21 protein-coding genes are annotated in these 22,586 nt (G+C 62.9%); 12 read left to right on the top strand and 9 right to left on the bottom strand.

Features of this window, described 5'->3' with window-relative positions; genetic code table 11:
• Window positions 1-8 precede the first annotated feature (8 nt).
• Window positions 9-1,688, bottom strand: coding sequence for a nitrite/sulfite reductase (locus B0G80_RS20535; RefSeq protein ID WP_106279836.1), 1,680 nt, complete (start codon window positions 1,686-1,688; stop codon window positions 9-11).
• A 220-nt stretch (window positions 1,689-1,908) separates the two neighbouring features.
• Here B0G80_RS20535 and B0G80_RS20530 point away from each other — a divergent pair, with 220 nt between their 5' ends.
• Entirely contained in the window at window positions 1,909-2,850 is a 942-nt protein-coding gene (locus B0G80_RS20530; RefSeq protein ID WP_106279834.1) for a CysB family HTH-type transcriptional regulator, read from the top strand.
• Window positions 2,851-2,884: 34 nt separating this feature from the next.
• The gene (locus B0G80_RS20525; RefSeq protein ID WP_116119206.1) at window positions 2,885-4,054 is read left to right on the top strand and encodes an ABC transporter substrate-binding protein; all 1,170 of its coding nucleotides are present in this window, start codon (window positions 2,885-2,887) and stop codon (window positions 4,052-4,054) included.
• A 28-nt stretch (window positions 4,055-4,082) separates the two neighbouring features.
• Here B0G80_RS20525 and B0G80_RS20520 read toward each other — a convergent pair whose 3' ends face one another.
• Complete coding sequence (locus tag B0G80_RS20520; RefSeq protein ID WP_116119205.1) at window positions 4,083-4,976, bottom strand: nucleotidyl transferase AbiEii/AbiGii toxin family protein; 894 nt, start codon at window positions 4,974-4,976, stop codon at window positions 4,083-4,085.
• Window positions 4,951-6,015, bottom strand: coding sequence for a type IV toxin-antitoxin system AbiEi family antitoxin (locus tag B0G80_RS20515; RefSeq protein WP_116119204.1), 1,065 nt, complete (start codon window positions 6,013-6,015; stop codon window positions 4,951-4,953). Before B0G80_RS20515 ends, B0G80_RS20520 begins: the two co-directional genes overlap by 26 nt.
• A gap of 174 nt (window positions 6,016-6,189) precedes the next feature.
• On the opposite strand from B0G80_RS20515, the gene B0G80_RS20510 reads away from it, so the two are divergent.
• Complete coding sequence (locus B0G80_RS20510) at window positions 6,190-6,450, top strand: hypothetical protein (RefSeq protein WP_106279827.1); 261 nt, start codon at window positions 6,190-6,192, stop codon at window positions 6,448-6,450.
• A gap of 37 nt (window positions 6,451-6,487) precedes the next feature.
• On the opposite strand, the gene B0G80_RS20505 is transcribed toward B0G80_RS20510, so the two are convergent.
• The 6 genes from B0G80_RS20505 to B0G80_RS20480 all read right to left on the bottom strand — a co-directional run bounded on the left by B0G80_RS20505 (window position 6,488) and on the right by B0G80_RS20480 (window position 13,428).
• Entirely contained in the window at window positions 6,488-7,639 is a 1,152-nt protein-coding gene (locus B0G80_RS20505; RefSeq protein ID WP_116119203.1) for a Gfo/Idh/MocA family protein, read from the bottom strand.
• 31 nt (window positions 7,640-7,670) lie between these two features.
• Window positions 7,671-8,720, bottom strand: coding sequence for a sugar phosphate isomerase/epimerase (locus tag B0G80_RS20500; RefSeq protein ID WP_116119202.1), 1,050 nt, complete (start codon window positions 8,718-8,720; stop codon window positions 7,671-7,673).
• Between the two features lie 91 nt (window positions 8,721-8,811).
• On the bottom strand, window positions 8,812-9,774 hold the full coding sequence (locus tag B0G80_RS20495) for a substrate-binding domain-containing protein (protein ID WP_116119201.1): 963 nt from the start codon (window positions 9,772-9,774) through the stop codon (window positions 8,812-8,814).
• An 89-nt stretch (window positions 9,775-9,863) separates the two neighbouring features.
• Window positions 9,864-10,877 carry an ABC transporter permease gene (locus tag B0G80_RS20490; RefSeq protein WP_116119200.1) on the bottom strand — a complete coding sequence of 338 codons (1,014 nt, stop codon included), beginning with the start codon at window positions 10,875-10,877 and terminating at the stop codon, window positions 9,864-9,866.
• Window positions 10,858-12,345, bottom strand: a complete 1,488-nt coding sequence (locus B0G80_RS20485; protein WP_116119199.1) for a sugar ABC transporter ATP-binding protein — start codon at window positions 12,343-12,345, stop codon at window positions 10,858-10,860. The genes B0G80_RS20490 and B0G80_RS20485 overlap by 20 nt, the downstream gene beginning before the upstream one ends.
• 3 nt (window positions 12,346-12,348) lie before the next feature.
• Complete coding sequence (locus B0G80_RS20480; RefSeq protein ID WP_116119198.1) at window positions 12,349-13,428, bottom strand: LacI family DNA-binding transcriptional regulator; 1,080 nt, start codon at window positions 13,426-13,428, stop codon at window positions 12,349-12,351.
• Window positions 13,429-13,730: 302 nt separating this feature from the next.
• Between B0G80_RS20480 and B0G80_RS20475 the strand changes: the two genes are divergently transcribed.
• From B0G80_RS20475 to urtB, 9 genes are all read left to right on the top strand, one after another.
• A complete protein-coding gene (locus B0G80_RS20475) occupies window positions 13,731-14,384 on the top strand; it encodes a protein-L-isoaspartate O-methyltransferase (protein WP_106279814.1) in 654 nt (217 codons plus the stop codon).
• 58 nt (window positions 14,385-14,442) lie between these two features.
• A complete protein-coding gene (locus B0G80_RS20470) occupies window positions 14,443-14,766 on the top strand; it encodes a rhodanese-like domain-containing protein (protein ID WP_091796474.1) in 324 nt (107 codons plus the stop codon).
• Between the two features lie 196 nt (window positions 14,767-14,962).
• Window positions 14,963-15,433: a DUF2844 domain-containing protein gene (locus B0G80_RS20465; protein ID WP_116119197.1), complete on the top strand. Its 471-nt coding sequence runs from the start codon at window positions 14,963-14,965 to the stop codon at window positions 15,431-15,433.
• Between the two features lie 30 nt (window positions 15,434-15,463).
• Window positions 15,464-16,798, top strand: coding sequence for a DUF3443 domain-containing protein (locus tag B0G80_RS20460; RefSeq protein WP_258878928.1), 1,335 nt, complete (start codon window positions 15,464-15,466; stop codon window positions 16,796-16,798).
• 144 nt (window positions 16,799-16,942) lie between these two features.
• A complete protein-coding gene (locus B0G80_RS20455; RefSeq protein ID WP_116119195.1) occupies window positions 16,943-17,395 on the top strand; it encodes a DUF2844 domain-containing protein in 453 nt (150 codons plus the stop codon).
• Between the two features lie 229 nt (window positions 17,396-17,624).
• Window positions 17,625-17,951 carry a hypothetical protein gene (locus tag B0G80_RS46975; protein WP_258878927.1) on the top strand — a complete coding sequence of 109 codons (327 nt, stop codon included), beginning with the start codon at window positions 17,625-17,627 and terminating at the stop codon, window positions 17,949-17,951.
• Window positions 17,911-18,963, top strand: a complete 1,053-nt coding sequence (locus tag B0G80_RS20450; RefSeq protein WP_258878926.1) for a DUF3443 domain-containing protein — start codon at window positions 17,911-17,913, stop codon at window positions 18,961-18,963. The genes B0G80_RS46975 and B0G80_RS20450 overlap by 41 nt, the downstream gene beginning before the upstream one ends.
• Window positions 18,964-19,418: 455 nt before the next feature.
• Window positions 19,419-20,714 (top strand): urea ABC transporter substrate-binding protein, encoded by a 1,296-nt coding sequence (gene urtA / locus B0G80_RS20445; RefSeq protein ID WP_106285903.1) that lies wholly within the window; start codon window positions 19,419-19,421, stop codon window positions 20,712-20,714.
• 210 nt (window positions 20,715-20,924) lie between these two features.
• Window positions 20,925-22,586 (top strand): urea ABC transporter permease subunit UrtB, encoded by a 1,662-nt coding sequence (gene urtB / locus B0G80_RS20440; protein WP_116119797.1) that lies wholly within the window; start codon window positions 20,925-20,927, stop codon window positions 22,584-22,586.

Here is a 22,586-nt window from a genome sequence, read left to right as displayed (position 1 = left end):
TTTCGCGGTTACGCGTGAGCCGGTTGACGCGAGGCGTACACACGTTCCTTGAACGGGGTGATGCCGATGCGGTTGTACGTTTCGATGAAGCGCTCGCCTTCGTGGCGGTTTTCCACGAACGTATCGATCACTTTGCTCATCACGTCCGGCATTTCTTCCGCCGAGAACGACGGGCCGATCACGCGGCCAAGGTGTGCGCCGGTAGCGCCCGTGCCCTGCTCGCCGCCGAGCGTCACCTGATACCACTCCGAGCCGTCCTTATCGACGCCCAGAATGCCGATGTTGCCGACGTGGTGATGACCACAAGCGTTAATGCAGCCCGAGATGTTCAGCGACACGTCGCCAAGGTCATACACGTAGTCCAGATCGTTGAAGCGTTCCTGAATGGCCAGCGCGATCGGAATCGACTTCGCATTCGCGAGCGAGCAGAAGTCGCCGCCCGGGCACGCGATGATGTCGGTCAGCAAGCCGATATTCGGCGTCGCGAAACCTTGTGCCTTGGCCTTTTCCCACAGCGCGAACAGGTCGCGCTTCTTCACGTTCGCGAGAATCAGGTTCTGTTCGTGCGACACGCGGATTTCGCCGAGCGAGTACTCGTCGGCCCAATCGGCGACCGCTTCCATCTGTGCGTCCGTGGCGTCGCCAGGAGCGATCGTGGTCGGCTTCAAAGACAAGGTGACCGACGAATAGCCCGACACCTTATGCGGACGCACATTACGCTCGACCCAACGGGCAAACGCACGATTTTCCAGCAGATGTTTTTCGAACGAAGCATCGGTATCAGCAAGCTTCTCGTACACCGGTGGCTGGAAGTACTGCGACACGCGATCCACTTCCGCTTGCGTGAGCGTCGAAGGACCGTCCTTCAGGTGCTGCCATTCTTCTTCGACTTGCGCCGAGAATTTCTCCGGGCTCAACGCCTTCACGAGAATCTTGATGCGCGCCTTGTACATGTTGTCGCGACGGCCGTAGCGGTTGTATACGCGCAGCACCGCTTCGCAGTACGTCAACAGATGTTGCCAGGGCAGATCTTTGCGGATGATCGCGCCGATGATCGGCGTACGGCCCATGCCGCCGCCGGCCAGGATATCGGCCACCAGTTCGCCCTGCTCGTTCTTGCGCAGATACACGCCCATGTCGTGAATCTGCACGGCAGCGCGGTCTTCCCTAGAACCCGACACGGCGATCTTGAACTTGCGCGGCAGCCACGCGAATTCCGGGTGGAACGTGGACCATTGACGCAAAATTTCGGCCCACGGACGCGGATCGACCACTTCATCCGGCGCCACGCCGGCGAACTGGTCGGCGGTGATGTTGCGGATGCAGTTGCCCGAGGTCTGAATGCCGTGCATTTGCACCGCCGCCAACTTGCGCAGAATTTCCGGCGTTTCTTCGAGCTTGATCCAGTTGTACTGGATGTTCGAGCGCGTCGAGAAATGGCCGTAACCGCGGTCGTGTTCGCGCGCGATCTGCGCGAGCACGCGCATCTGGTCGCTGCGCAGGTTGCCGTACGGAATCGCGATGCGGTGCATGTACGCGTGACGCTGCATGTACAGGCCGTTCTGCAGGCGCAGCGGACGGAACTCCTCTTCGCTCAATTCGCCCGACAAGCGGCGGCGAACCTGATCGGCGTACTGCGCGACCCGTTCATCGACGATGGTCTGGTCGTACTGATCGTATTGGTACATTCGGGGACCCCAATTTTTTGCAGTGATACACGGCGATCCGGTTTCGCCGCGCCCTGGATACATCCCTTTGTCACCCTCGGCTCATGAACGTTTAGACCCATCGCTCATTTGCTTATGACAAATACAGATATCCATATTGAAAAAGATGGACAGATCGTAATAAACTGCCCTTATATTTCAAACGACTAAAAAATTCTTTTGATATGCGGAGAGGTTATATATGAACCTGCACCAATTCCGCTTCGTCCGCGAGGCTGTGCGGCAGAACTTCAACCTGACGGAAGCGGCCAAGGCGCTGTTTACAAGCCAGCCGGGCGTTTCCAAGGCGATCATCGAGCTGGAAGACGAGTTGGGCGTGGAAATCTTCACGCGGCATGGCAAGCGCGTGCGCTCACTGACTGAGCCGGGGCGCATCATTTTGCAGTCGGTCGAGAAGATTCTGCAGGAGGTGGAGAGCCTCAAACGGGTCGGTAAAGATTACGCGGCGCAGGACCAAGGCAATCTGGTGATCGCCGCCACCCACACGCAGGCGCGCTACTCGCTGCCGGCCGCCATTGCCGAATTCAAGAAACGCTTTCCCAAGGTCCACCTTTCGATTCTGCAAGGCAGCCCGACCCAGGTCGCCGAAATGGTGCTGCACGACCAGGCCGACCTCTGCATCGCCACCGAGGCGATCTCCAACTATAAGGAGCTGGTCTCGCTGCCGTGCTTCCAGTGGCACCACGTCGCCGTGATGCAACCGGATCATCCGCTGCTCGACCGCAAACTTTTGTCGCTGGATGATCTGACCCAGTATCCGCTGATCACCTACGACAACGCGTTCGCCGGCCGCACCAAGATCAATGAGGCGTTCCGCCTGCGCGGGCTGCATCCGGACATCGTCCTGGAGGCGATCGACGCCGACGTGATCAAGACCTATGTGGAACTGGGCCTCGGCGTCGGCATCATGGCGGATATCGCGTTCAACGCCGAGCGCGACCGCCATTTGCGCGCCATGCCGGTCGGCCACCTGTTCGGCAGCAATGTGACGCGGGTCGCGCTGAAACAGGGCGCCTATCTGCGCAGCTATGTGTATACGCTCGTCGAACTATTGTCGCCGAGCATGAACCGCAAGCTGATCGAGCAGGCGCTCAAGGGCGAACACGAAAGCTACGAACTTTGATAACACCCTCGCATCCTGCTACGGAGACCCTTCGATGACGTCGTATAAGAAAAAAATCAGCGGCCTCGCTGCCGCTTTCGGTTTTGGCGCGCTCCTGCTCGCCACCGCAGCACACGCCGACATCAAGGTCGGCATCGATCTGTCGAGCACCGGCCCGGCGGCCGTGATCGGCATCACCAGCAAGAACGCGATGCTGATGTGGCCCGCCACGATCGCGGGCCAGAAAGCCGACTACATCTTCCTCGACGACGCTTCCGACCCCGGCGCCGCCGTGCGCAACATCCGCAAACTGATCAACGAAGACCACGTGGACGTGGTCGTCGGCCCGAACATTACGCCGGCGGCGATGGCCGCGCTCGATCCGGTCGCCGAGAGCCAGACGCCGATGATTACGCTGATCGGCTCGGCAAGCGTGGTCGAGCCGCAGGAAGGCAAGAAGGTGTGGGCCTACAAGATGGCGCAAACCGACAGCGCGATGGCCGACGTGATGACGCGCTACATGTCGAACCACAACGTGAAGACGGTGGGTTTCATCGGTTTCGCGGATGGCTACGGCGAAAGCTGGCTCAACGAGTTCAGCAAGTTCGCGGCGCTGCGCCATATCCAGCTGGTGGCCACCGAGCGCTATAACCGCACCGACGCGAGCGTCACCGGCCAGATTCTCAAGCTGATGGCCGCCAAACCGGACGCGATCCTGATCGCGGGCGCCGGCACGCCGACCGTGCTACCGCAGCGCACGTTGATCGAGCGCGGCTACAAAGGGCCGATCTACCAGACGCACGGCATCGCCACGCCGGAGTTCATCAAGCTGGGCGGCAAGGACGTGGAAGGCACGCTGTTCCCGACGCAGCCGGTCGTGGTGGCGCGCACGCTGCCGGCCGATCATCCGGCAAAGAAGGCGGCGCTCGCTTTCACGAACGAATATGAAGCGAAGTACGGCCCGGGCAGCGTAACGCAATTCGCGGGCGACGCGGCCGGCGTATATCCGCGTTTGCAAGACGCGGTGGCCCGCGCGCTGAAGACGGCGCAGCCGGGCACGCCGGCGTTCCGCACGGCGCTGCGTGACGAGCTGGAGCATGCGCATGAGCTGGTCGTGCCGAACGGCGTGGTCAACACGAGCCCAAAGGATCACGTGGGCCTGGACCAGCGCGCTAGCGTGATGGGGGCGATCAAGAACGGCAAGTTTGTCTATTTGAGTCAGTGAGGTAACTCATGGCCGGCTCCTGATCGAATCAAGCGCCGGCCGGTGTGCCCAGAAATGCGTTCCGGAAGGCTGACAACGTCCGGTCGGATCCATCAGCGAAGTCGTCCAGCATCTGCGCGACGGCACGCGCCTGCATGTCGCGTCTCAGCGTGTCGTACACGACTTCGTCCGAGAGGATTGCCGAAACTGCATTAACTGTTGCGGGAGACGCGATCTGCCGCGATTCGCGGCCAAGTAGTGCGGACGCGGCAAGATCGACATCGAAGCCGTGTTGCTCGAGAAGGTCTGCGCCGTCGCCCCAGACGCGGGCCGCGTTGCCCGCGTCGCCGTAGTTGCGAAGGATCAGAAGCAGGTCAGATGCGTCGGTATTCTTCGACACTCGCCGGTCGTGCCACGCGAGAATTTTTAGAAGCGCAAGCGCCGGCAGAGTTACAACCGGAACCATGAGACCGTCGCCCAGATCGATTTCGACGGATTCGTCGACGGCCTCCCGAAACCCCAGCACATTCATTACAACTTCGCCCTTGGGCGGCCACGCGACCGCGCCCTCGGGAGTTTCAATTTCGCCGAACGGAACCAGGTCCAACGGTATCGAATAACCGACGCTCGGATCGTCGAACACCAGAGTGTGCTGTGCCCGGGTACTCGCCCTGAAAACGCCTGTCCGTTCAAGCCCGGTAATCAGTGCGCCGTACGCTTCCCAACTGATCGCGCAAACGGCAACGTCGACGTCACGCGTGGCGCGCTCAGCACGAACGCCGTGCACATGCCATAGCACCAGATCCCGCGCGGTTGCGCCGGCGACAACGAACTTCGTGCCTAGCTGATCCGCAGTCTCCTGGACGCGGGCAAGCAGCGCAGCGGTAACCGGGTGGACGGGTCGCTCGTCGGCTACTTTAAGGCTGGGGAAGGTACTGCTCATAGATTTGCGCGGCGACGGAAAGATCACGGCTGTCACCCGAGGCAACGAGGTCCGCGTAGATGAGGAACGGGTGGACTAGCGGCTGGCGGCCCGATTCCACCCAGTTAAGCTCCAGCGACTGCGGCCAGAACGATTCAAGAATCTCGACATCCCCGCGTGGATCAGGGCGCAGCCTGGCGTTCAGCATGAACTGATTGCCCAGCGGTGCGCGGCTGTAGAGGGTGACGTTCGCGGCCTTCAGTTCATTCGTCAGGATGTCGGCCGCCGACTCGCCCCCCAGGCGAGCGTCGACACTTGCGAAGTCGAACTCGCGCCACCAGTCGGGCGTCGTGCTGGCGAAGCGCCGTGCTCCCAGTTTGAGTCGCAGGCGCGTCTGATAGAGGTTGCTCCACTCGAAGACGAATTTCTGCCAGTCCGGAAAGATGCGCTCGCCACTGGTCTTCTGGGCGAGCAGCCCACGGAACTGCAGATCGTCGATCACCTGGTTGACTGTACTCAACGCGACGCCAGCGGCCTGCGCGATAGTTCTGTATGGTTCCGACACGAGGCCCGGTTGTGTCGCAATAGCGAACATCACCTGCAAACCTTTTCGCGTCGTAGCGCGGCCTGTCTGCGGTTTTTGCAGTTGCTGCGGTTTGGGCCGGCCACTGATCATGACCATACCTTCTGGCTCGCTCAGAAAGACGTTGCCCGCTGCGTCCAGAAATGGCACGTTTTGCTTGACGAGGCGATCGGCGAGTTGCGGCTCGATGTAAGGAGCGACCAGCATGAGCCGGCGGTAGAGCGGATGAGGCTCCATCGCAGAAGACCGGCTTTCCGCAAGAAGCGTGTTTGCCATCTCCGCCAGGCCCAGCCGGGTCGTGACGAGCGTAGGCATTTCGAATTTCCGTCCGGCAAGGTCGAAAGAGATCGAGGCGTCGCTATACGAAACATGCTTGCGAGCAGGCACTGCCCTGTAAATGCCGGTAGAGCGCTCAAAGGCCTCGCATGCTTCGGCGAGAACCTTGGCTTCAAGAAAGGAATGGGCGGCACGCGGCATAAATTTGCATGTGTACGATTTCCTCGGAATGTATCATAAAATCGTACATAGCGAAAAAATCGTACAAGATCGGGCCGCGACTGAAGACATCGCGGTCCGCCCGTTCCCTGCTGGAGTCAGGCACGCGCTGGATTACTGTTAAAGTGCGTACCTTCAGTTAGACGCCTTCCCATCATGCGCACTACCCGAGCCATCCACGCCGTCGAGCGGTTGAAAACCCGCAGCGGCAATCCGCAGTTCGCCGCGATCAGCCTGTCCGGCGGCCTGTTTTATCTGGTCGACAAATCGAGCGGCACGGATAAAAAAGTCTCCGATCCGCTGACGCTCGACGACTTCGTCAAATTCGTCGACGCTTTCGGGCCGCCGAAGCCGCGCAAGGCCAGCAAGCTGGATATCGCGTTCGAAGAGCAGATCAAGAAGAGCAAAGGCAGCTAGTCGGCACCTGCCCGGCCCGTCCGCCACGTGTCCGCGCTCAAGCGGACTGTATCTCCCGCCACTGCCCATCCGCCGCGCTACTCGCGAGCATCGCGTCAATAAAACGTAGCCCCGCCACCCCGTCTTCCACCGTCGTTAGCAACAGGCTCTCGGCGGGCAATGCGCGGCCTGCGTCCAACGCTTCGATCTGCAACGCCGCGTCTTTGTACAACTGCGCGAACGCTTCCAGATAACCTTCAGGATGTCCCGACGGAACACGCGTCGCGTGGGCCGCGATCGTGCTTTTCACGCGCCCTCTTGTCAGACGTTCAGCCGCGCCGCCCAATGGCGTGAACCACAATTCATTCGGATGCTCCTGATCGAACGCAAGACCGGCTTTCGTTCCATACACCCGCAAACGCAAGGCATTTTCCGCGCCGCTCGCCACCTGGCTCGCCCATAGCATGCCGCGCGCGCCATTCGGATAACGCAGCATCGCCTGCACGTGATCATCGATCCGGCGCCCCGGCACGAACGTATGCACTTCCGCCGCAAGCGCGTGCGGCGTCATACCCGTGACGAACGCAGCAAGATGATAAGCATGCGTGCCGATATCGCCGAGACATCCCGCCGGCCCCGCTAACGCCGGATCCGTGCGCCAACCCGCCTGCTTGTTCGTGCCGCTCGTTTCGATCGGCTCCGCCAGCCAGTCCTGCGCATATTCGACCTGCACCACGCGTATCTCGCCCAGTTCACCGCTTTCGATTAACTCGCGCGCATGACGCACCAGCGGATAGCCGGAGTACGTATGCGTCAATGCAAACAGCTTGTTCTTCTCGCGAGCCAGTTTCGCCAGCGCCTCGCCTTCCGCCAGCGAAATCGCCAGCGGTTTATCGCACACGATGTGAATACCCGCTTCGAGAAACGCCGTCGCGACCGGCGCGTGCAAATGATTCGGCGTGACGATCGCTACCGCGTCGATGCCGTCGTCGCGCGCGGCTTCGGCGCGCGCCATTTCGCGCCAGTCCGCATAGCTGCGCGCGATTCCCGCCTCACCGGCGCTCGCCTGCGCACGCTGCGGATCGGACGACAACGCGCCCGCCACCAGTTCGAAACGATCGTCGAGCCGCGCCGCGATCCGATGCACGGCGCCGATGAACGCGCCCTGCCCGCCGCCGACCATCCCCAGTCTAAGCCTTCGTTGTGGCATCGCCGTTACTCCTTCGGTTTGGCCGCGCTCCTCAGATGCCGAGCACACGCTTTAACTGCGCGGCGTCCACGCCGCTGCCCGCGAAATCATCGAATGCATGCTCGGCCACGCGGATGATGTGCCGCTGAATAAACTCCGCGCCTTCGCGCGCGCCGTCGTGCGGATGCTTCAGCGCGCACTCCCATTCGAGCACGGCCCAGCCGGGAAAATCGTATTGCGCCATCTTCGAGAAGATCGCACCGAAATCGATCTGGCCGTCGCCAAGCGATCTGAAGCGCCCCGCCCGCTCGACCCAGCCGCTATAGCCGCCATACACGCCCTGCTTGCCGTTCGGACGAAACTCCGCGTCCTTCACATGGAACGCTTTGATGCGCTCGTGATAGATGTCGATAAACGCAAGGTAATCGAGCTGCTGCAAAACGAAATGACTCGGGTCGTACAGAATGTTCGCACGCGCATGCTGCTTCACCGCGTCGAGAAAACGCTCGAAGGTCACGCCGTCGTGCAGGTCTTCACCGGGATGCAGTTCGTAGCACACGTCCACGCCTGCTGCGTCGAACGCATCGAGAATCGGCGTCCAGCGGCGTGCGAGTTCGTCGAACGCGGCTTCGACGAGACCTGCGGGGCGCTGCGGCCACGGGTACAGATACGGCCACGCCAGCGCCCCAGAAAACGACACGTGCGTGTTCAATCCCAAACGCTGCGAAGCCTTCGCCGCAAGCTTCATCTGCTCGATCGCCCACTGCGTGCGCGCCGCCGGATCGCCGCGCACGTGGGCAGCGGCAAAGCCGTCGAACAACGCGTCATAAGCCGGATGCACGGCAACGAGCTGCCCTTGCAGATGTGTCGACAGTTCGGTGATCGTCACGCCCGCGTCGTCCACGATCTGGCGCAACTCGTCGCAATACGTCTGGCTCGCCGCCGCCTGTTCGAGATCGATCAGGCGGCTGTCGCACGGCACCTGTATCCCCTTGAAGCCGAGACCCGCGGCCCACTCGGCAAGATGCGCGAGGTTGTCGAACGGCACCTCGTCGCCCATGAACTGGGCGAGAAAGATCGCCGGCCCTTGGATGGTTTTCATCGTACGGCTCCTTGAACGAGGACGGCGCGCTCGCCGTGCCGCTGCGGCACATAGTCCGGCTAAGCCCGGCGGCGCGCCCCGGATGCTCAGCTCAGAACGGCGAGTCCGGGAAATAGAACTGCTGCGCGTTTTCCTTCGTGATCAGCACCGACGGAATGATCGTGGTGGCCGGCAGTTTGTCGCCCTTCAGACGCGCTTCGGCAGTGAGCTTGATAGCGTCGTAGATGAACTTAGGCGAGTACGACACGTCGGCCTTGATCATCGGCGCGCCGTCCATCACGTTCTTCACCATGCCCTTCGAGCCCGCGCCGCCGAACACGATCTTGATGTCGGTGCGTTTGGCCTGTTCGATCGCCTTGATCACGCCGACGGCCATGTCGTCGTCGGCGGCCCAGACGGCGTCGATATGCTTGAAGCGCGTCAGGTAATCCTGCATGACCTTGAAGGCGTCGTCGCGATTCCAGTTCGCGTACTTGGCGTCGAGAATCTTGATGTTCGGATACGCCTTCAGCACGCCGGTAAATGCGGTCCAGCGTTCGTTGTCGAGCGTCGTCGGAATGCCTCGCAGCGCGACGATATCGCCTTTGCCGCCCAGCTCCTTCGCCAGAAACTCGGCGGGAATCTTGCCGAACGCCGTGTTGTCACCCGCCACATACGCATCCTGCGCGCTGGTGTCGGTCAGGCCGCGATCCACCACCGTCACGTACACGCCTTTTTTCTTCACCTGCGCGACCGGTTGCGTGAGCGAAGCCGATTCGAACGGGAAGATCACGAGCGCATTGATCTTGTTGACCGTCACGAGATCCTGCAACTGGTTCGCCTGTTCGGGCGCGCCGGCCGCGGTCTTGACGATCACCTTCAGATCAGGATGCGCCTTCTCCAGATCGGTCTTGGCCTTGTTCGCCCACCAGACGATGCCGCCCGTGAAGCCGTGATCGGCCGTCGGAATCGCGACGCCCAACGTGACTTTTTCATCGGCACGCGCGACGTTCGCCGTACCCAGTATTCCCAACGCCAGCATGCCGGCGCCGACCGCTCGAATGACCTGCTTCATGGTTGTGTCTCCGTTTGTGAGGCGTTCGTGCGCCCCGATTCTCAACTCGCCGTGATTACAGATTCAAGGCGCAATATGAAGCGCCACCGCTACCGCCGTCCACGTTGTACGAACGCGACGAAGATAATCACTACGCCCTGCACCGCCGCGTTCAGGTACACGCTGATGATGCTGGTCAGATTCAGAATGTTGGCGATCACCGAAAGCAGGATCGCGCCGATCACCGTGCCGATCACGCGCCCTTCGCCGCCCTTGAGTGCGGTGCCGCCGACCACTACCGAGGCAATCGCTTCGAGTTCCCAAAGCAAGCCGGTCGTCGGCGTCGCCGAGCCGAGCCGCGGCACGTACAGCACCGTGGCCACGCCCACGCAAATCCCTAGCAGCATGTAGGTAACGATCTTCACGCTGTCGACCCGAATCGCTGCATAACGCGCGACCTGTTCGTTCGAGCCGATCGCCTGCACGTGACGGCCGAATGCCGTGCGGTTGAGAATCAGCGCGCCGCCGGCCGCGACCACAAGAAACACCCAGATCGGCACCGGCACGCCGAACAGGCTCGCGTAATACACCGGGCCATACAAGTCGGACAGCGAGTTATCCAGCGTCAGCGCGCCGCCGTCGGCAAGCCAGGTCAGCACCGCGCGAAAGATGCCCAACGTGCCGAGCGTGACGATGAACGGCTCGATGCGCCCTTTGGTGATCAGCAAGCCGTGCGCGCAACCGAACAGGCCGCCGAGCATCAGCGCGCCCACGATGCCGAGCGTGAGAATCATCAGCGGCGGAAACGCGTGTCCGCCGACGCCCGCCGCGAGTCCGTTCATCAGCCAGATCATGCTGCCCGCGATCAGCGCGGCCATCGAGCCGACCGACAGATCGATGCCGCCGGAAATGATCACGAAGGTCATGCCGACCGCGATGATGCCGATGAACGATGTGCGCGTGAGCACGTTCATCATGTTGTCGAGGGTCGCGAAATCGCGGTTGAGCAACGTGCCGACAATGCACAGCGCGATCAGTCCGACGAGCGGCCCAAGCGCATACAGTCGATGCGCGAAGCGCAACGCGCGGCCGGATTGCACGGCTTCAGTGGGTGCCGGTCGCATGGGCGATCAACTCCTCTTCGGTCAGATGTTCGAGCGTAAGCGTGGCTTGCAGGCGTCCCGCGCGCATCACGGCGACGCGGTGGCACAGCCCGATCAGCTCGATCAGTTCGGATGAAATGACGATTACCGCACGGCCCTGCGCGGCGAGACGGTGAATCAGAAAATAGATGTCGCGTTTCGCGCCCACATCGACGCCGCGCGTCGGCTCGTCGAGCACGATCACGTTCGGGTCGGGCTGCAGGAATTTGGCGAGCGCGAGCTTCTGCTGATTGCCGCCGGAGAGCATGCGCGCGCGGCTCGACAGGTCGCCCGTACGGATGCCGAATTCGCTCACGGCTTTGGTCAACGCGGCGCGCCCCGCTTTCATGTCGAGCAATGGATGCGCATAGCGTTCGAGCGTCATCAGCGTGACGTTGTCTTGCAGGCTCAGGTTCACATGCAGGCCCTTGCCCTTGCGATCCTCGCTGAGATACGTGATGCCGTGGCGCATCGCGTCGCGCGGGCTTTTCAGATCGGCGGGACGGCCGGCGACTTCAATCCGGCCCGCCGTGCGCTTGCGCAGACCGATGATCGCTTCGAACGCTTCGGTGCGGCCCGCGCCCACCAGTCCCGCGAAACCGAGCACTTCGCCAGCGCGCACGTCGAAGCTGAGGTCTTCCACCCAATCCGGCACGACCAGGCCTTCCACCCTCAACGCGAGCGGCGCGTCGGCGGATACGGTGATCTTGTCGGGAAACATGTCCGATAGCTCGCGGCCGACCATCAGGTTCGCCATCTGCTGGCGCGCGAGTCCGGAAGTTTCCCCGCGCGCGACGAAACGGCCGTCACGCATCACGATCACTTCGTCGGTGATGCGCTCCACTTCGTCCAGCTTGTGCGAGATGTAGATGATGGTCACGCCGTCGACCTTGAGCTTGGCCATCAGCGTAAAGAGGCGCTCGGTCTCGGACGGTGTGAGCGTCGCAGTGGGTTCGTCCATGATGAGCAGCCGCGCACGCCGCGACAGCGCCTTCGCGATCTCCACCATCTGCTTTTCCGCCACGATCAATTCGCGCACTTTCGTATCAGGCGTTTTTTCCAGCCCGACCTGCGCGAGAAAGCGCGCGGCTTCGGTGTTCATCGCGGCATCGTCGACGAACCAGCCGCGCTTTTTTTCATGACCGAGATACATGTTCTGCGCGATCGTCAGATGCTCGGCGAGATTGAACTCCTGGTGGATCAACACGATGCCTTGCGCTTCGGCATCGCGCGATCCGATGAATTGGTGCGCTTGCCCATCGACCAGCAAAGTGCCCGAGGTTGCGGTCTCGTAGCCGGCAAGGATTTTCATCAGCGTGGATTTGCCGGCGCCGTTCTCGCCGAGCAGACCGTAGGTGCGCCCCGGCGCCAGTTCGAAGCTCACGCCGTGCAGCACGCGCACGGGCCCGAAGTCTTTGCGGATGTCGTCGAAACGGATCGCGAGACTCATGGTTCACGCGCTCCCGCGAATCACGAGCCGATGCGGCAGCAGCACGCCCGGCACATTCGCCAACGGATTGGCGAGCCGTTGCAGCAACAGGCGCGCGGCGGTTTCGCCCAGCTCGCGCATGGGTTGCGCGATGGTGGTGAGCGGCGGATCGATTTGCGCGGCGAGCGAGATATCGTCAAAGCCGACCACGGCGATGTCGTCCGGCACGCGCTTGCCGACGCTGCGCAAGCCGTGGATCACGCCGATCGCGAGCGTGTCGGAGACCGCAAAGATCGCGCTCGGCGCCTGCGGCTGATTCATCAGGGTGGCCGCAGCCGACGCGCCGGCTTCATAGTCGAGGCTGTTCAGGTTCATGCGCCAGCGTTCGTCCGGCGCGATGCCCGCTGCGGCCAACGCGTCCAGATAGCCCTGTTGACGCTGCCGTGCGTACAGGTAGTCGACATCGGAATTGATGAGGCCGATGCGACGGTGGCCGCGCGCGAGCAGATGGCGGACGGCGTCGCCTGCGGCGCGGTAGTTGTCGATGCCGACGTACGGCACACCCATCGCCGGGTCGAACTCGCAGCACGCGACCCACGGCAGCGCGCTGGAGGCCTCGCCCAGCGCCTGCTGGATGGTGGCCGGATCGAGACAGATCGCGCCGTCCGCGCGGCGCCGCCGCAGCAGATCGAAGTAGCTGCGCTCGCGGCCCGGATCGGCGCCGGTGTCGCACAGCAGCATGAAGTAGCCGTGCTGACGCGCCACGCTGTCGATGCCGCGCACGATCTCCGCATAAAAGGGGTTGCCCACGTCCGGGACCATGGTCAGCAGCAGCCGGCTTTCGGCGGTGCGCAGGTTGCGCGCGAGTTCGTTCACGCGGTAGCCGCTCGCATCGATGGCGGCCAGCACCTTGTCGCGCGTGGCGGGCCGCACGTTCTCGTGGCCGTTCAGCACGCGGGACACCGTCGCCACGGAGACGCCCGCCTGCTCGGCCACGCCGGCAATCGACATGCCTTCGGCCGCGCCGCGCAACGGCGCAACGCCGGGCTGGGAACGCGCCGCGGACACCGCCGCGGGAGCCGTCCTGGATGACGATCTGGACAAGTGAATTCGCCTTGAAAAATGTAATCGATTACATTCTTGAGCGATGAATGCGGGAAGCGCAAGGAAAGATCGCTAGGGATTAACACGGGGGCGTGCACTGCCCGGCATCGCGAACTTTCAACCCGCGATGGCGCCGCCGGTTGCCCGCCAAGGCGCGGATCGTCACCGTCATTTGGTACAATTCCGCAGTTACCCTGACAGGCTTTGCGTGCCGAGTTGCGCGGGCAAGGCCGGCGGTCAGTGGCTGATAGCAAACCTAGCAAACCCCGCAAGACTCGCCAAACCATACAGCCGAACCCACCATGAACATCGAGCAAGCGCGTTTCAACATGATCGAACAGCAGATCCGCCCCTGGGAAGTGCTCGACCAGGACGTGCTGAATCTGCTTTCGATCGTCAAGCGTGAAAACTTCGTCCCCGCCGTGTATCGCGAACTGGCCTTCGTCGACTTCGAAGTGCCGCTGCCGGCCGGCCAGCACATGCTGGCGCCGCGCATCGAAGCGCGCGTGCTGCAGGAACTGGCGGTGAAGAAGCACGAAAGCGTGCTCGAAATCGGCGCGGGCTCGGGCTACATGGCCGCGTTGCTCGCGCACCGCGGGCAGCACGTGCTGACGGTGGACATCGAACCGGAACTGGCGGAACTGGCGAAGAGCAATCTGACCGCCAACGGTGTGCTGAACGCCGAAGTCGCCACCGGCGACGCAGCGCGCGGCTGGGCCGGCGCTGCGCCGTACGACGTGATCTGCGTGTCGGGCGGCCTGCCGGTGCTGCCGCAGGAAATGCTCGACCATCTGAAGATCGGCGGCCGTCTGGCGGCGTTCGTCGGCACCGCGCCGGTCATGAAGGCGCAGATCATCACGCGTATCGACGAGAAGCAATACCGCATTGCCGACGTGTTCGAAACGTATGTCGAGCCGCTCATCAACGCCGTGCAGCCGTCGCGTTTCAAGTTCTAACTCGCACGATCCCGGACGGCGGCCACGCCCGCCGTCCTCTGAACCGGATGTTCCGCTGATGCAAAATCTGACCGCTCCGGCGCTCGCCGAATGGCTCGCCGATACTTCGCGCCCCGCGCCCGTGCTGCTCGACGTGCGCGAGCCGTGGGAAATTCAAACGGCGTCGATCGCCGGCGCCGTATCGATTCCAATGCGTGAGATCCCCGCCCGCAGCGAAGAACTCGACGACGACGCGCAGATCGTCTGTGTTTGCCATCACGGCGCGCGCAGCGCCCAGGTCGCGATGTTCCTCGAATCGCGCGGCCACACCAACGTCTTCAATCTGCAAGGCGGGATCGACGCGTGGTCGCGTCAGGTCGATCCGTCCGTTCCCACGTACTGATCAGCCGCCCAGATCAGGCCGCCGTCAACCTCGACGCGGCCTGGCTTCAATTGACGCCGCGTTGACGTCACATCCTTCGCCACGACACTGCGGCCAGCTTCCGTTGCGCCGCTTCGTGCAATCGCTTCCGAAATTTCATACGGTTTCCTGAGCATCGCACAGGCAACATGCTCCCGATATTTTGGGGAGTCATGTGATGAGATTTTTGAAGATCGCGATGCTAGCCGCAACCTTGTTGCCGCTCTCGTCGTATGCAAGGCTGGGCGGGGCGCCATCCACGGGCGCATCGTCCACGGCGCTGCTGCGTGCCACGCCGCAGTCGGGCGCCGCGGCGCCCGCGGCTCAACCGGCCAGCTCAGCGCCCTACTCCATGCGCCAGTCGGTCGACGCCAATGGCGTCACCATCCATGAATATGTGCTGCCGCAGAACGTCGTGTTCGCAGTCACATGGAACGGGCCGATCCGTCCGGACATGACGGCGCTGCTCGGCAGCTACTTCCCCAACTTCGTGAATGCCGGCCAAAGCCGCGCGGCCGGCACGGGGCCGCTTATCGACGGCAACGACGACTTTCGCATCGAATCCGCCGGCCGTTTGGGGCGCTTCAGCGGCATGGCCTGGTTGCCGCGCCTGATGCCCGCCGGCGTGCGTCCTGGCGATCTGCAATAGGACCCGCGTCGAGCTATGAAAAAACACAACATGAACACATTGAAGAAGACGCTCGGGCTCGCGGCGGCCCTGGCGACGATCGCTCTTTGCGCCTGCGGCGGCGGAAGTTCGAGCGGCAACCAGGGCAGTAACTCCATCGGCTGGAACGCTACGCCGGCCTGGACCCCAGTGCCGACCGGCTCCGGCGGCTCCGGCGGTTCCGGTAGCTCGAACAATTCATCCACTCCGGCTACCGGCGACAACACCGTGCCGGTTCGCGTCGGTACCTCGACGGGCGACGCCAACGGGCTCAACCGCCTGCTCGTGTCGATCAAGATTTGTGTACCGGGAACCTCGGACGCGAGCCGCTGCGTCACCGTCGACAACATGCTGGTGGACACCGGCTCGACCGGCGTGCGCATTGCAGCAAACGCGATACCGACACTGGCCCCGCTGCTGCTCACGCAAGCCGGCGCGGTAGACGACAAGGTCGGCTCGGCGCCGATTGCCGAATGCGCGCCGTTTGCCTCGGGTTTTACGTGGGGTTCCGTCAAACGCGCCGACATCACGATCGGCAGCAAGACAGCGAGCAATCTGCCGATCCAGGTGATTGCCGACGGCGAGTTCTCCACGCCGGCCGACTGCATCGCGCACAACGGCGGGGACTTGAGCACGCGCTTCGACACCCTCGGAGCGAACGGCATTCTCGGCATCGACAACTTCACGAGCGACTCGCTCGATGCCCTGACCACCGCGGTGCCCGGCCTCTACTACTATTGCGCTTCGCAGACCAACTGCGTCAGCACGCGCATGCTGGCGAGCAAGGAGGTTGCCAATCCCGTCCCCGCGTTCGCGACCGACAACAACGGCACAGTCATCCGTCTGCCCGCCGTGCCGGCTACGGGTCAGGCAAACGTGACGGGCCAGTTGGTGTTCGGCGTCAACACGCAGTCGAACAATACGTTGCCGACCACGGCCACCGTCGTCGCGCTCGACAGATACGGGCTGTTCACGACGCAGTATCAGGGGCATGTGTTCAACCAGAGCGCGATCGATAGCGGCACCCCGGCTTACGCGTTTCCGGACAGCACCATTCCCTCTTCCGTCGAAGGTTTATACACGCCGGCCAGCCCGCTGAATCCGATCGCGACAATCGAAGCGACTAACGGAACGAGCCCGCCGCTCCAAATGACATTTCCGCTGGCCAACGTCACCGGCCTGATGGCCAGTGGCAACACCGCGTTCAATAACCTCGGCCAGTCCTTCTCGAATAGCCGGAACAACATGTTCCTGTGGGGGCTACCGTTCTTCTACGGCCGCGATATCTATAACGTGATCGGCAACGCCAAAGTCGGCAGGCAGACCGGACCGTTCGTCGCGTTCTGACGACTGACAGCATGGCTGACTCGGAGACGCTGCCTGTTGGTGGCGTCTCCTCAAGCCGTTTCCGATTTTCCAATGGGATTTTTCACCCAATCCCAATAACGGCCCGCTGGCACGATGCTCCGATCTGTTTTCGGGAGCCATGTAATGAATGTTGTGAAGCTCGCGCTAGTCGTAGCGGGCATGTTGCCGCTCGCTTCGTATGCGGCATTGGGTGGGCCGCCGGGTGTGGGGACGGCATCGCAATCGGTGCTGCGATCGGCGGCTGCATTGAACACGACCACAGCGGCCACGCCGTACACGATGCGTGCTTCGTATGGCGCCGACGGCGTCACGATCCATGAATACGTCCTGCCCAGCAATGTGGTGTTTGCCGTCACCTGGCAAGGGCCGGTGCGCCCGGACATGAACGCGCTGCTCGGCAGCTACTTTCCCAATTTCACGAGTGCCGCCGCCGAACGTGCGCGCGGCGCCGGTCCGATGATCGAACACAACGGCGATTTTCATATCGAATCGGCCGGCCGTGCGGGCCGGTTTTTCGGCAAAGCGTATTTGCCGCGTCTGGTGCCCGTTGGGGTTCGCGTGGAGCAATTGCAATGAAGCGACGCGCGGCTTTATACAACACGATAAACATGACGACTTTGAACAAGACGCTTGGCTGCGCGTTTCTGGGCGCCAGCGTGGCACTGTCCGCTTGTGGTGGCGGTGGTAATGGCGACGATGGCAGTGGGAATGCGGCTAGGAATAGCGCTACCCCGGCGTCGGGGTCGGTCGGCTTGACGCCGGCTTCGTCGTCGGGCGCGAGTCAGACGGCTGCGTCGGGGCCGGCTTGGATTCCGACGCCGGCTCCGATTCCGGCTCCGACACCGGCACCAACTCCGACGCCGACTCCAACACCAACTCTGACGCCAACTCCGACACCAACTCCAACTCCAACTCCAACTCCGACGCCAACTCCAACTCCGACGCCAACGCCAACGCCAACGCCAACGCCAACTTCGACTCCAACTCCGACACCGACTCCGACTCCGACTCCGACTCCAACTCCGACCCCCACCTCCACCTCCAACACCACCCCCATCACCGTAGAACGATGGACCGGCAACTACGTCAATATGCCGTACGTCACCGTGACGATCTGCATCCCCAGCCTTGAGGGCAGCGCCCAGTGCGCGAAGGTCGATCACATGCAACTCGACACCGGCTCGGTCGGCGTGCGCGTGCTTGCGAGTGCATTGGGCTCCGCGCTCGCCGCCCACTTGCCGACGCAATCCGGCGCCACTGATGATCCGACCGGCAACGCGTCGATCGCCGAGTGCGCCGTGTTCGGCTCGGGCTACACGTGGGGGCCCGTCAAGCGCGCCGACGTCACGATAGGCGGCAAGACTGCGGGCAACATGCCGCTACAGGTGATCGCCGACGGCCAGTACGCGACGCCGTCGGACTGTCAGTCGCGCGGCGGCCACAACCTCGGCTCGGCGGCGGCGCTCGGTGCGAACGGCGTGATCGGCATCGGTCCGGCGCAGCGCGACTTCCCCGCGGCGGCGCAGACCGTACTGCCATCGGCTTACTACTACTGCACGTCTGCGACGTCATGCACGAATACACGTGTTCCACTCGACACGCAGGTCATGAATCCGGTCGCCGACTTCACCTCCGACAATAACGGCACGATCATCCGTTTGCCCGCGCTGCCCGCGGGCGGCCAGGCGAGCGTGACGGGTGAACTGGTGTTCGGCATCGGCACGCAGGAGAACAATGCCATGCCTTCGCGGCCGAACGTTCTCGCACTCGACCAGTACGGCTATTTCTCGACCACGTACAAAGGCAACACGTTCAGCAGTGCCATCGACAGCGGTTCCAACACGAACATCTTCGCGGACTACACGGTGCCCTATTCCGGCGACTGGTACGTGCCGGCAACCACGCTCAGCCTGTCCGCCATTCTCACCGGCGTCGGCAAGACCGCCGCGTCCGTCAACGTGCCGTTCTCGCTCGCCAACGGCTGGACCTTGATGGCAAACCAGTACGCGGCTTATGACAGCCTGGGTTCGCCATCGGCCGGCATGTTCATCTGGGGCCTGCCGTTCTTCTTCGGCCGCAGCGTGTACACGGCAATCAACAACGTGATGGTCGGCAAGCAACCCGGGCCGTTCATCGCGTTCTGATCAAAGGCGAGCGATGCAAGTCCCGCAACCGGGACTAAAAATAGAAAACGGCCGGCGCCGCACTACGCCGGCCGCTCCGTGACCGACCGAGCCCCGCCCGCTCCACTTCCTCACCACGCGCTCGTCGATCCGCGCCTCATCATAAGCACCGCACTGCATGCACAACCGGGCAGCGGCCATGCACCGCCGACGCCCGCTGGCGGATACATGCGCTTCGTTGCGGCGCGACACGCACCCGAACGAGGCGCATCGCGCGATGCTGCACCAATTCCGCGCCTATCACGCATGCGCCGCCCTCCCGCATCCGCGCCGCAGCATGCGCCCCACGCCATACAAGTCGAAATTACTGCATGGCATGTGCCTTGCAGTACATAAGCGGCAAGTCATGCGGGATAAGCCCTGCTGGCTGAAATCGACGCCCATAAACAGTCACCATCAATGGCAAGGGGATATACATGAAACGTCGCAGTCTGTTGAAGTTCGGCTCCATGTCGGGCGCGTTGGCGCTTGCAGGTCAGGTTCCGTTTGCGCAGGCGCAGTCCAGTGGTCCGATCAAGGTAGGTATCCTGCATTCGCTGTCGGGCACGATGGCGATCTCGGAGACATCGCTCAAGGACACCGCGTTGATGACCATTGCGGACATCAACAAGAACGGCGGCGTGATGGGCCGTCAACTGGAGCCGGTGGTGGTTGACCCGGCGTCAAACTGGCCGCTGTTCGCTGAAAAAGCGCGTCAGCTGATCACGCAGGACAAGTGCGCCGTGGTGTTCGGCTGCTGGACTTCCGTGTCGCGCAAATCGGTGCTGCCAGTGTTCGAGGAACTGAACGGCCTGCTGTTCTACCCCGTGCAATACGAAGGCGAGGAAATGTCGCGCAACGTGTTCTACACGGGCGCAGCGCCGAATCAGCAGGCGATTCCGGCGACCGAATACCTGATGAGCGCGGAAGGCGGCGGCGCCAAGCGCTTCTTCCTGTTGGGCACCGACTATGTGTACCCCCGCACGACCAACAAGATCCTGCGCGCGTTCCTCAAGTCGAAGGGCGTGCAGGAAGCCGACATCCAGGAGGTCTACACGCCGTTCGGCCACAGCGACTATCAGACCATCGTCGCGAACATCAAGACCTTCTCGCAAGGCGGCAAGACCGCGGTGATCTCGACCGTGAATGGCGACTCGAACGTGCCGTTCTACAAGGAACTGGGCAACCAGGGGTTGAAGGCGTCGGACGTGCCGGTTGTTGCGTTCTCGGTCGGCGAGGAAGAACTGCGCGGCATCGATACGAAACCGCTGGTCGGCAACCTGGCCGCGTGGAACTACTTCATGTCGCTGCGCAACCCGGCCAATGAAAAGTTCAAGAAGCAATGGGCCGCATGGGTCGCGCAGAACAACCTGCCGGGTGGCACCAAGCGCGTGACCAATGACCCGATGGAAGCGACCTTCGTCGGCATCCATATGTGGAAGCAGGCAGTCGAGAAGGCCAAGAGCACGGAAGTGGACAAGGTGCGCGTGGCGATGGTCGGCCAGACCTTCGCGGCGCCGTCTGGCTTCACGCTGGAAATGGACGGCAATCACCACCTGCACAAGCCGGTGATGATCGGCGAAGTGCGTGCCGATGGTCAGTTCAATGTGGTGTGGCGTACCAAGACCGCGGTTCGCGCGCAGCCGTGGAGCCCGTTCATCGCCGGCAATTCGAGCAAGCCGGACGTGGTCAGCTCGATTCCGGCGTTCCTGAAGCGCTCGCGCGTCGCCTGACGGGACGGCGTGCCGCGACGGTGAAACTCGCCGACGCGGCACGTCGATTTGCCGATTGCAATCCCGCGACGGGCGCGCCCACCGCACCCGCGTTCGTGCCTTGATCGGACGTCCGAAAGGCACGGCCCTCGCGCGCAGCAACCCGACGGCGCGGCAACGGCGCTTGCCCACATGCCGCGCCGCTGCGCCGGATTTTCTTCAAAGGCCACCATGGCGTTTTCATTCCTGACATCCGCACGAAAGGTCGCACGAAAAGTCGCAGGAAAGGTCGCACGACGCGGCGTCGTTGCCGCGGCGCTCGTGCTGCTCGCCGGCGCACCGCTGGCCGCCTTCGCGCTGACCCAGGCCGATGTTGCGCCGCTCGTCGGCGACGACTTCGACGCGAAGTCCGCGGCCATCGACAAGCTGATCGCCAATCACGACAAAGAATCCATGGCGGTGCTCAAAGCGCTCTCCGAAGATAGCGCGCTCGCCACCGACGCGGGCGCCGTGCTGCTTCAGGACGGCGATACGGCGAAAGACGCGGTCACCGGCAAGACCGTCGCCGCAGGCGATGCGCAACCGGTCACGCTGAACAATCTGCTGCGCTCCAAAGTAGCGGGTGCGCTCTCCGGCCTGCAACTGGATTCGCCGGATGTGGCCACACGCGATGCCGCCGTTACCGCGCTGCTGCAAAACCCCGATCCGTCGATCAAACCGCTCGTCGACGCGGCGCGCGCGAAGGAAACCGATCCCGCGTTGAAGAAGCGCCTCGACACGCTATGGGCAATGACGGCGCTGCATGACGCCGATCCGGCCAGGCGCCTCGAAGCCGTGCAACTGGTCGCCGCGCGCCACGACCTCGACATGAACGAACTGCTGCGGCCGCTCGTCGCGAAGAAGCCGGACGGCACCTTCAACGAGCCCGACGATCGCGTGCGCGCCGCCGCGCAAAGCGGCATCGACGAACTCGATGCGATCCAACGGCGCAGCCAGATCGCCGGCACGCTGTTCGCGGGGCTGTCGCTCGGCAGCGTGCTGCTGCTCGCCGCGCTGGGGCTCGCCATCACCTACGGGCTGATCGGCGTGATCAACATGGCGCACGGCGAATTCCTGATGATCGGCGCATATGCCACCTACGTCGTGCAGAACCTCTTTCAACGCTTCGCGTCCGGCGCGTTCGACTGGTATCCGCTGCTCGCCATTCCGGCTTCGTTCGTCGCCGCGGGACTGGTGGGCATCGTGCTCGAGCGGCTGGTACTGAAGCATCTTTATGGCCGTCCGCTCGAGACGTTGCTGACCACCTTCGGCGTCAGCCTGATCCTGATTCAGGCGACGCGCATGCTATTCGGCGCGCAGAACGTGCAGGTGGTCAACCCGGCGTGGATGAGCGGCGGCGTCACCGTCTTGCCCAATCTGATCCTGCCGTACAACCGGCTCGCGATTCTCGCGTTCTCGCTGATCGTGGTCGGCATCGCGTGGGCCGTGCTCACGAAGACGCGTCTCGGCCTCTTCGTGCGCGCCGTCACGCAGAACCGCCGTATGGCGGCCTGCGTCGGCGTAAAGACCGCGCGGGTCGATTCGTATGCGTTCGCCTTCGGCGCGGGCATTGCGGGTCTGGGCGGCTGCGCGCTCTCGCAGATCGGCAATGTCGGTCCGGATCTCGGCCAGAGCTACATCATCGATTCGTTCATGGCCGTGGTGCTTGGCGGTGTCGGACAACTCGCCGGCACGGTGATCGGCGGCTTCGGCCTCGGGCTCATCAGCAAGGCAATCGAACCGTTCTGGGGCGCGGTGCTCGCGAAAATCGCGGTGCTCGTGCTGATCGTGTTGTTCATCCAGAAGCGTCCGCAGGGCATGTTCGCCCTCAAGGGCCGCAGCGCGGAGGCATGA

Source organism: Paraburkholderia sp. BL6669N2 (assembly GCF_003387275.1).
Taxonomy (GTDB): Bacteria; Pseudomonadota; Gammaproteobacteria; order Burkholderiales; family Burkholderiaceae; genus Paraburkholderia.
The sequence above is the reverse complement of the archived record's forward strand: the minus strand, read 5'-3'. Positions and strand labels throughout refer to the sequence as shown.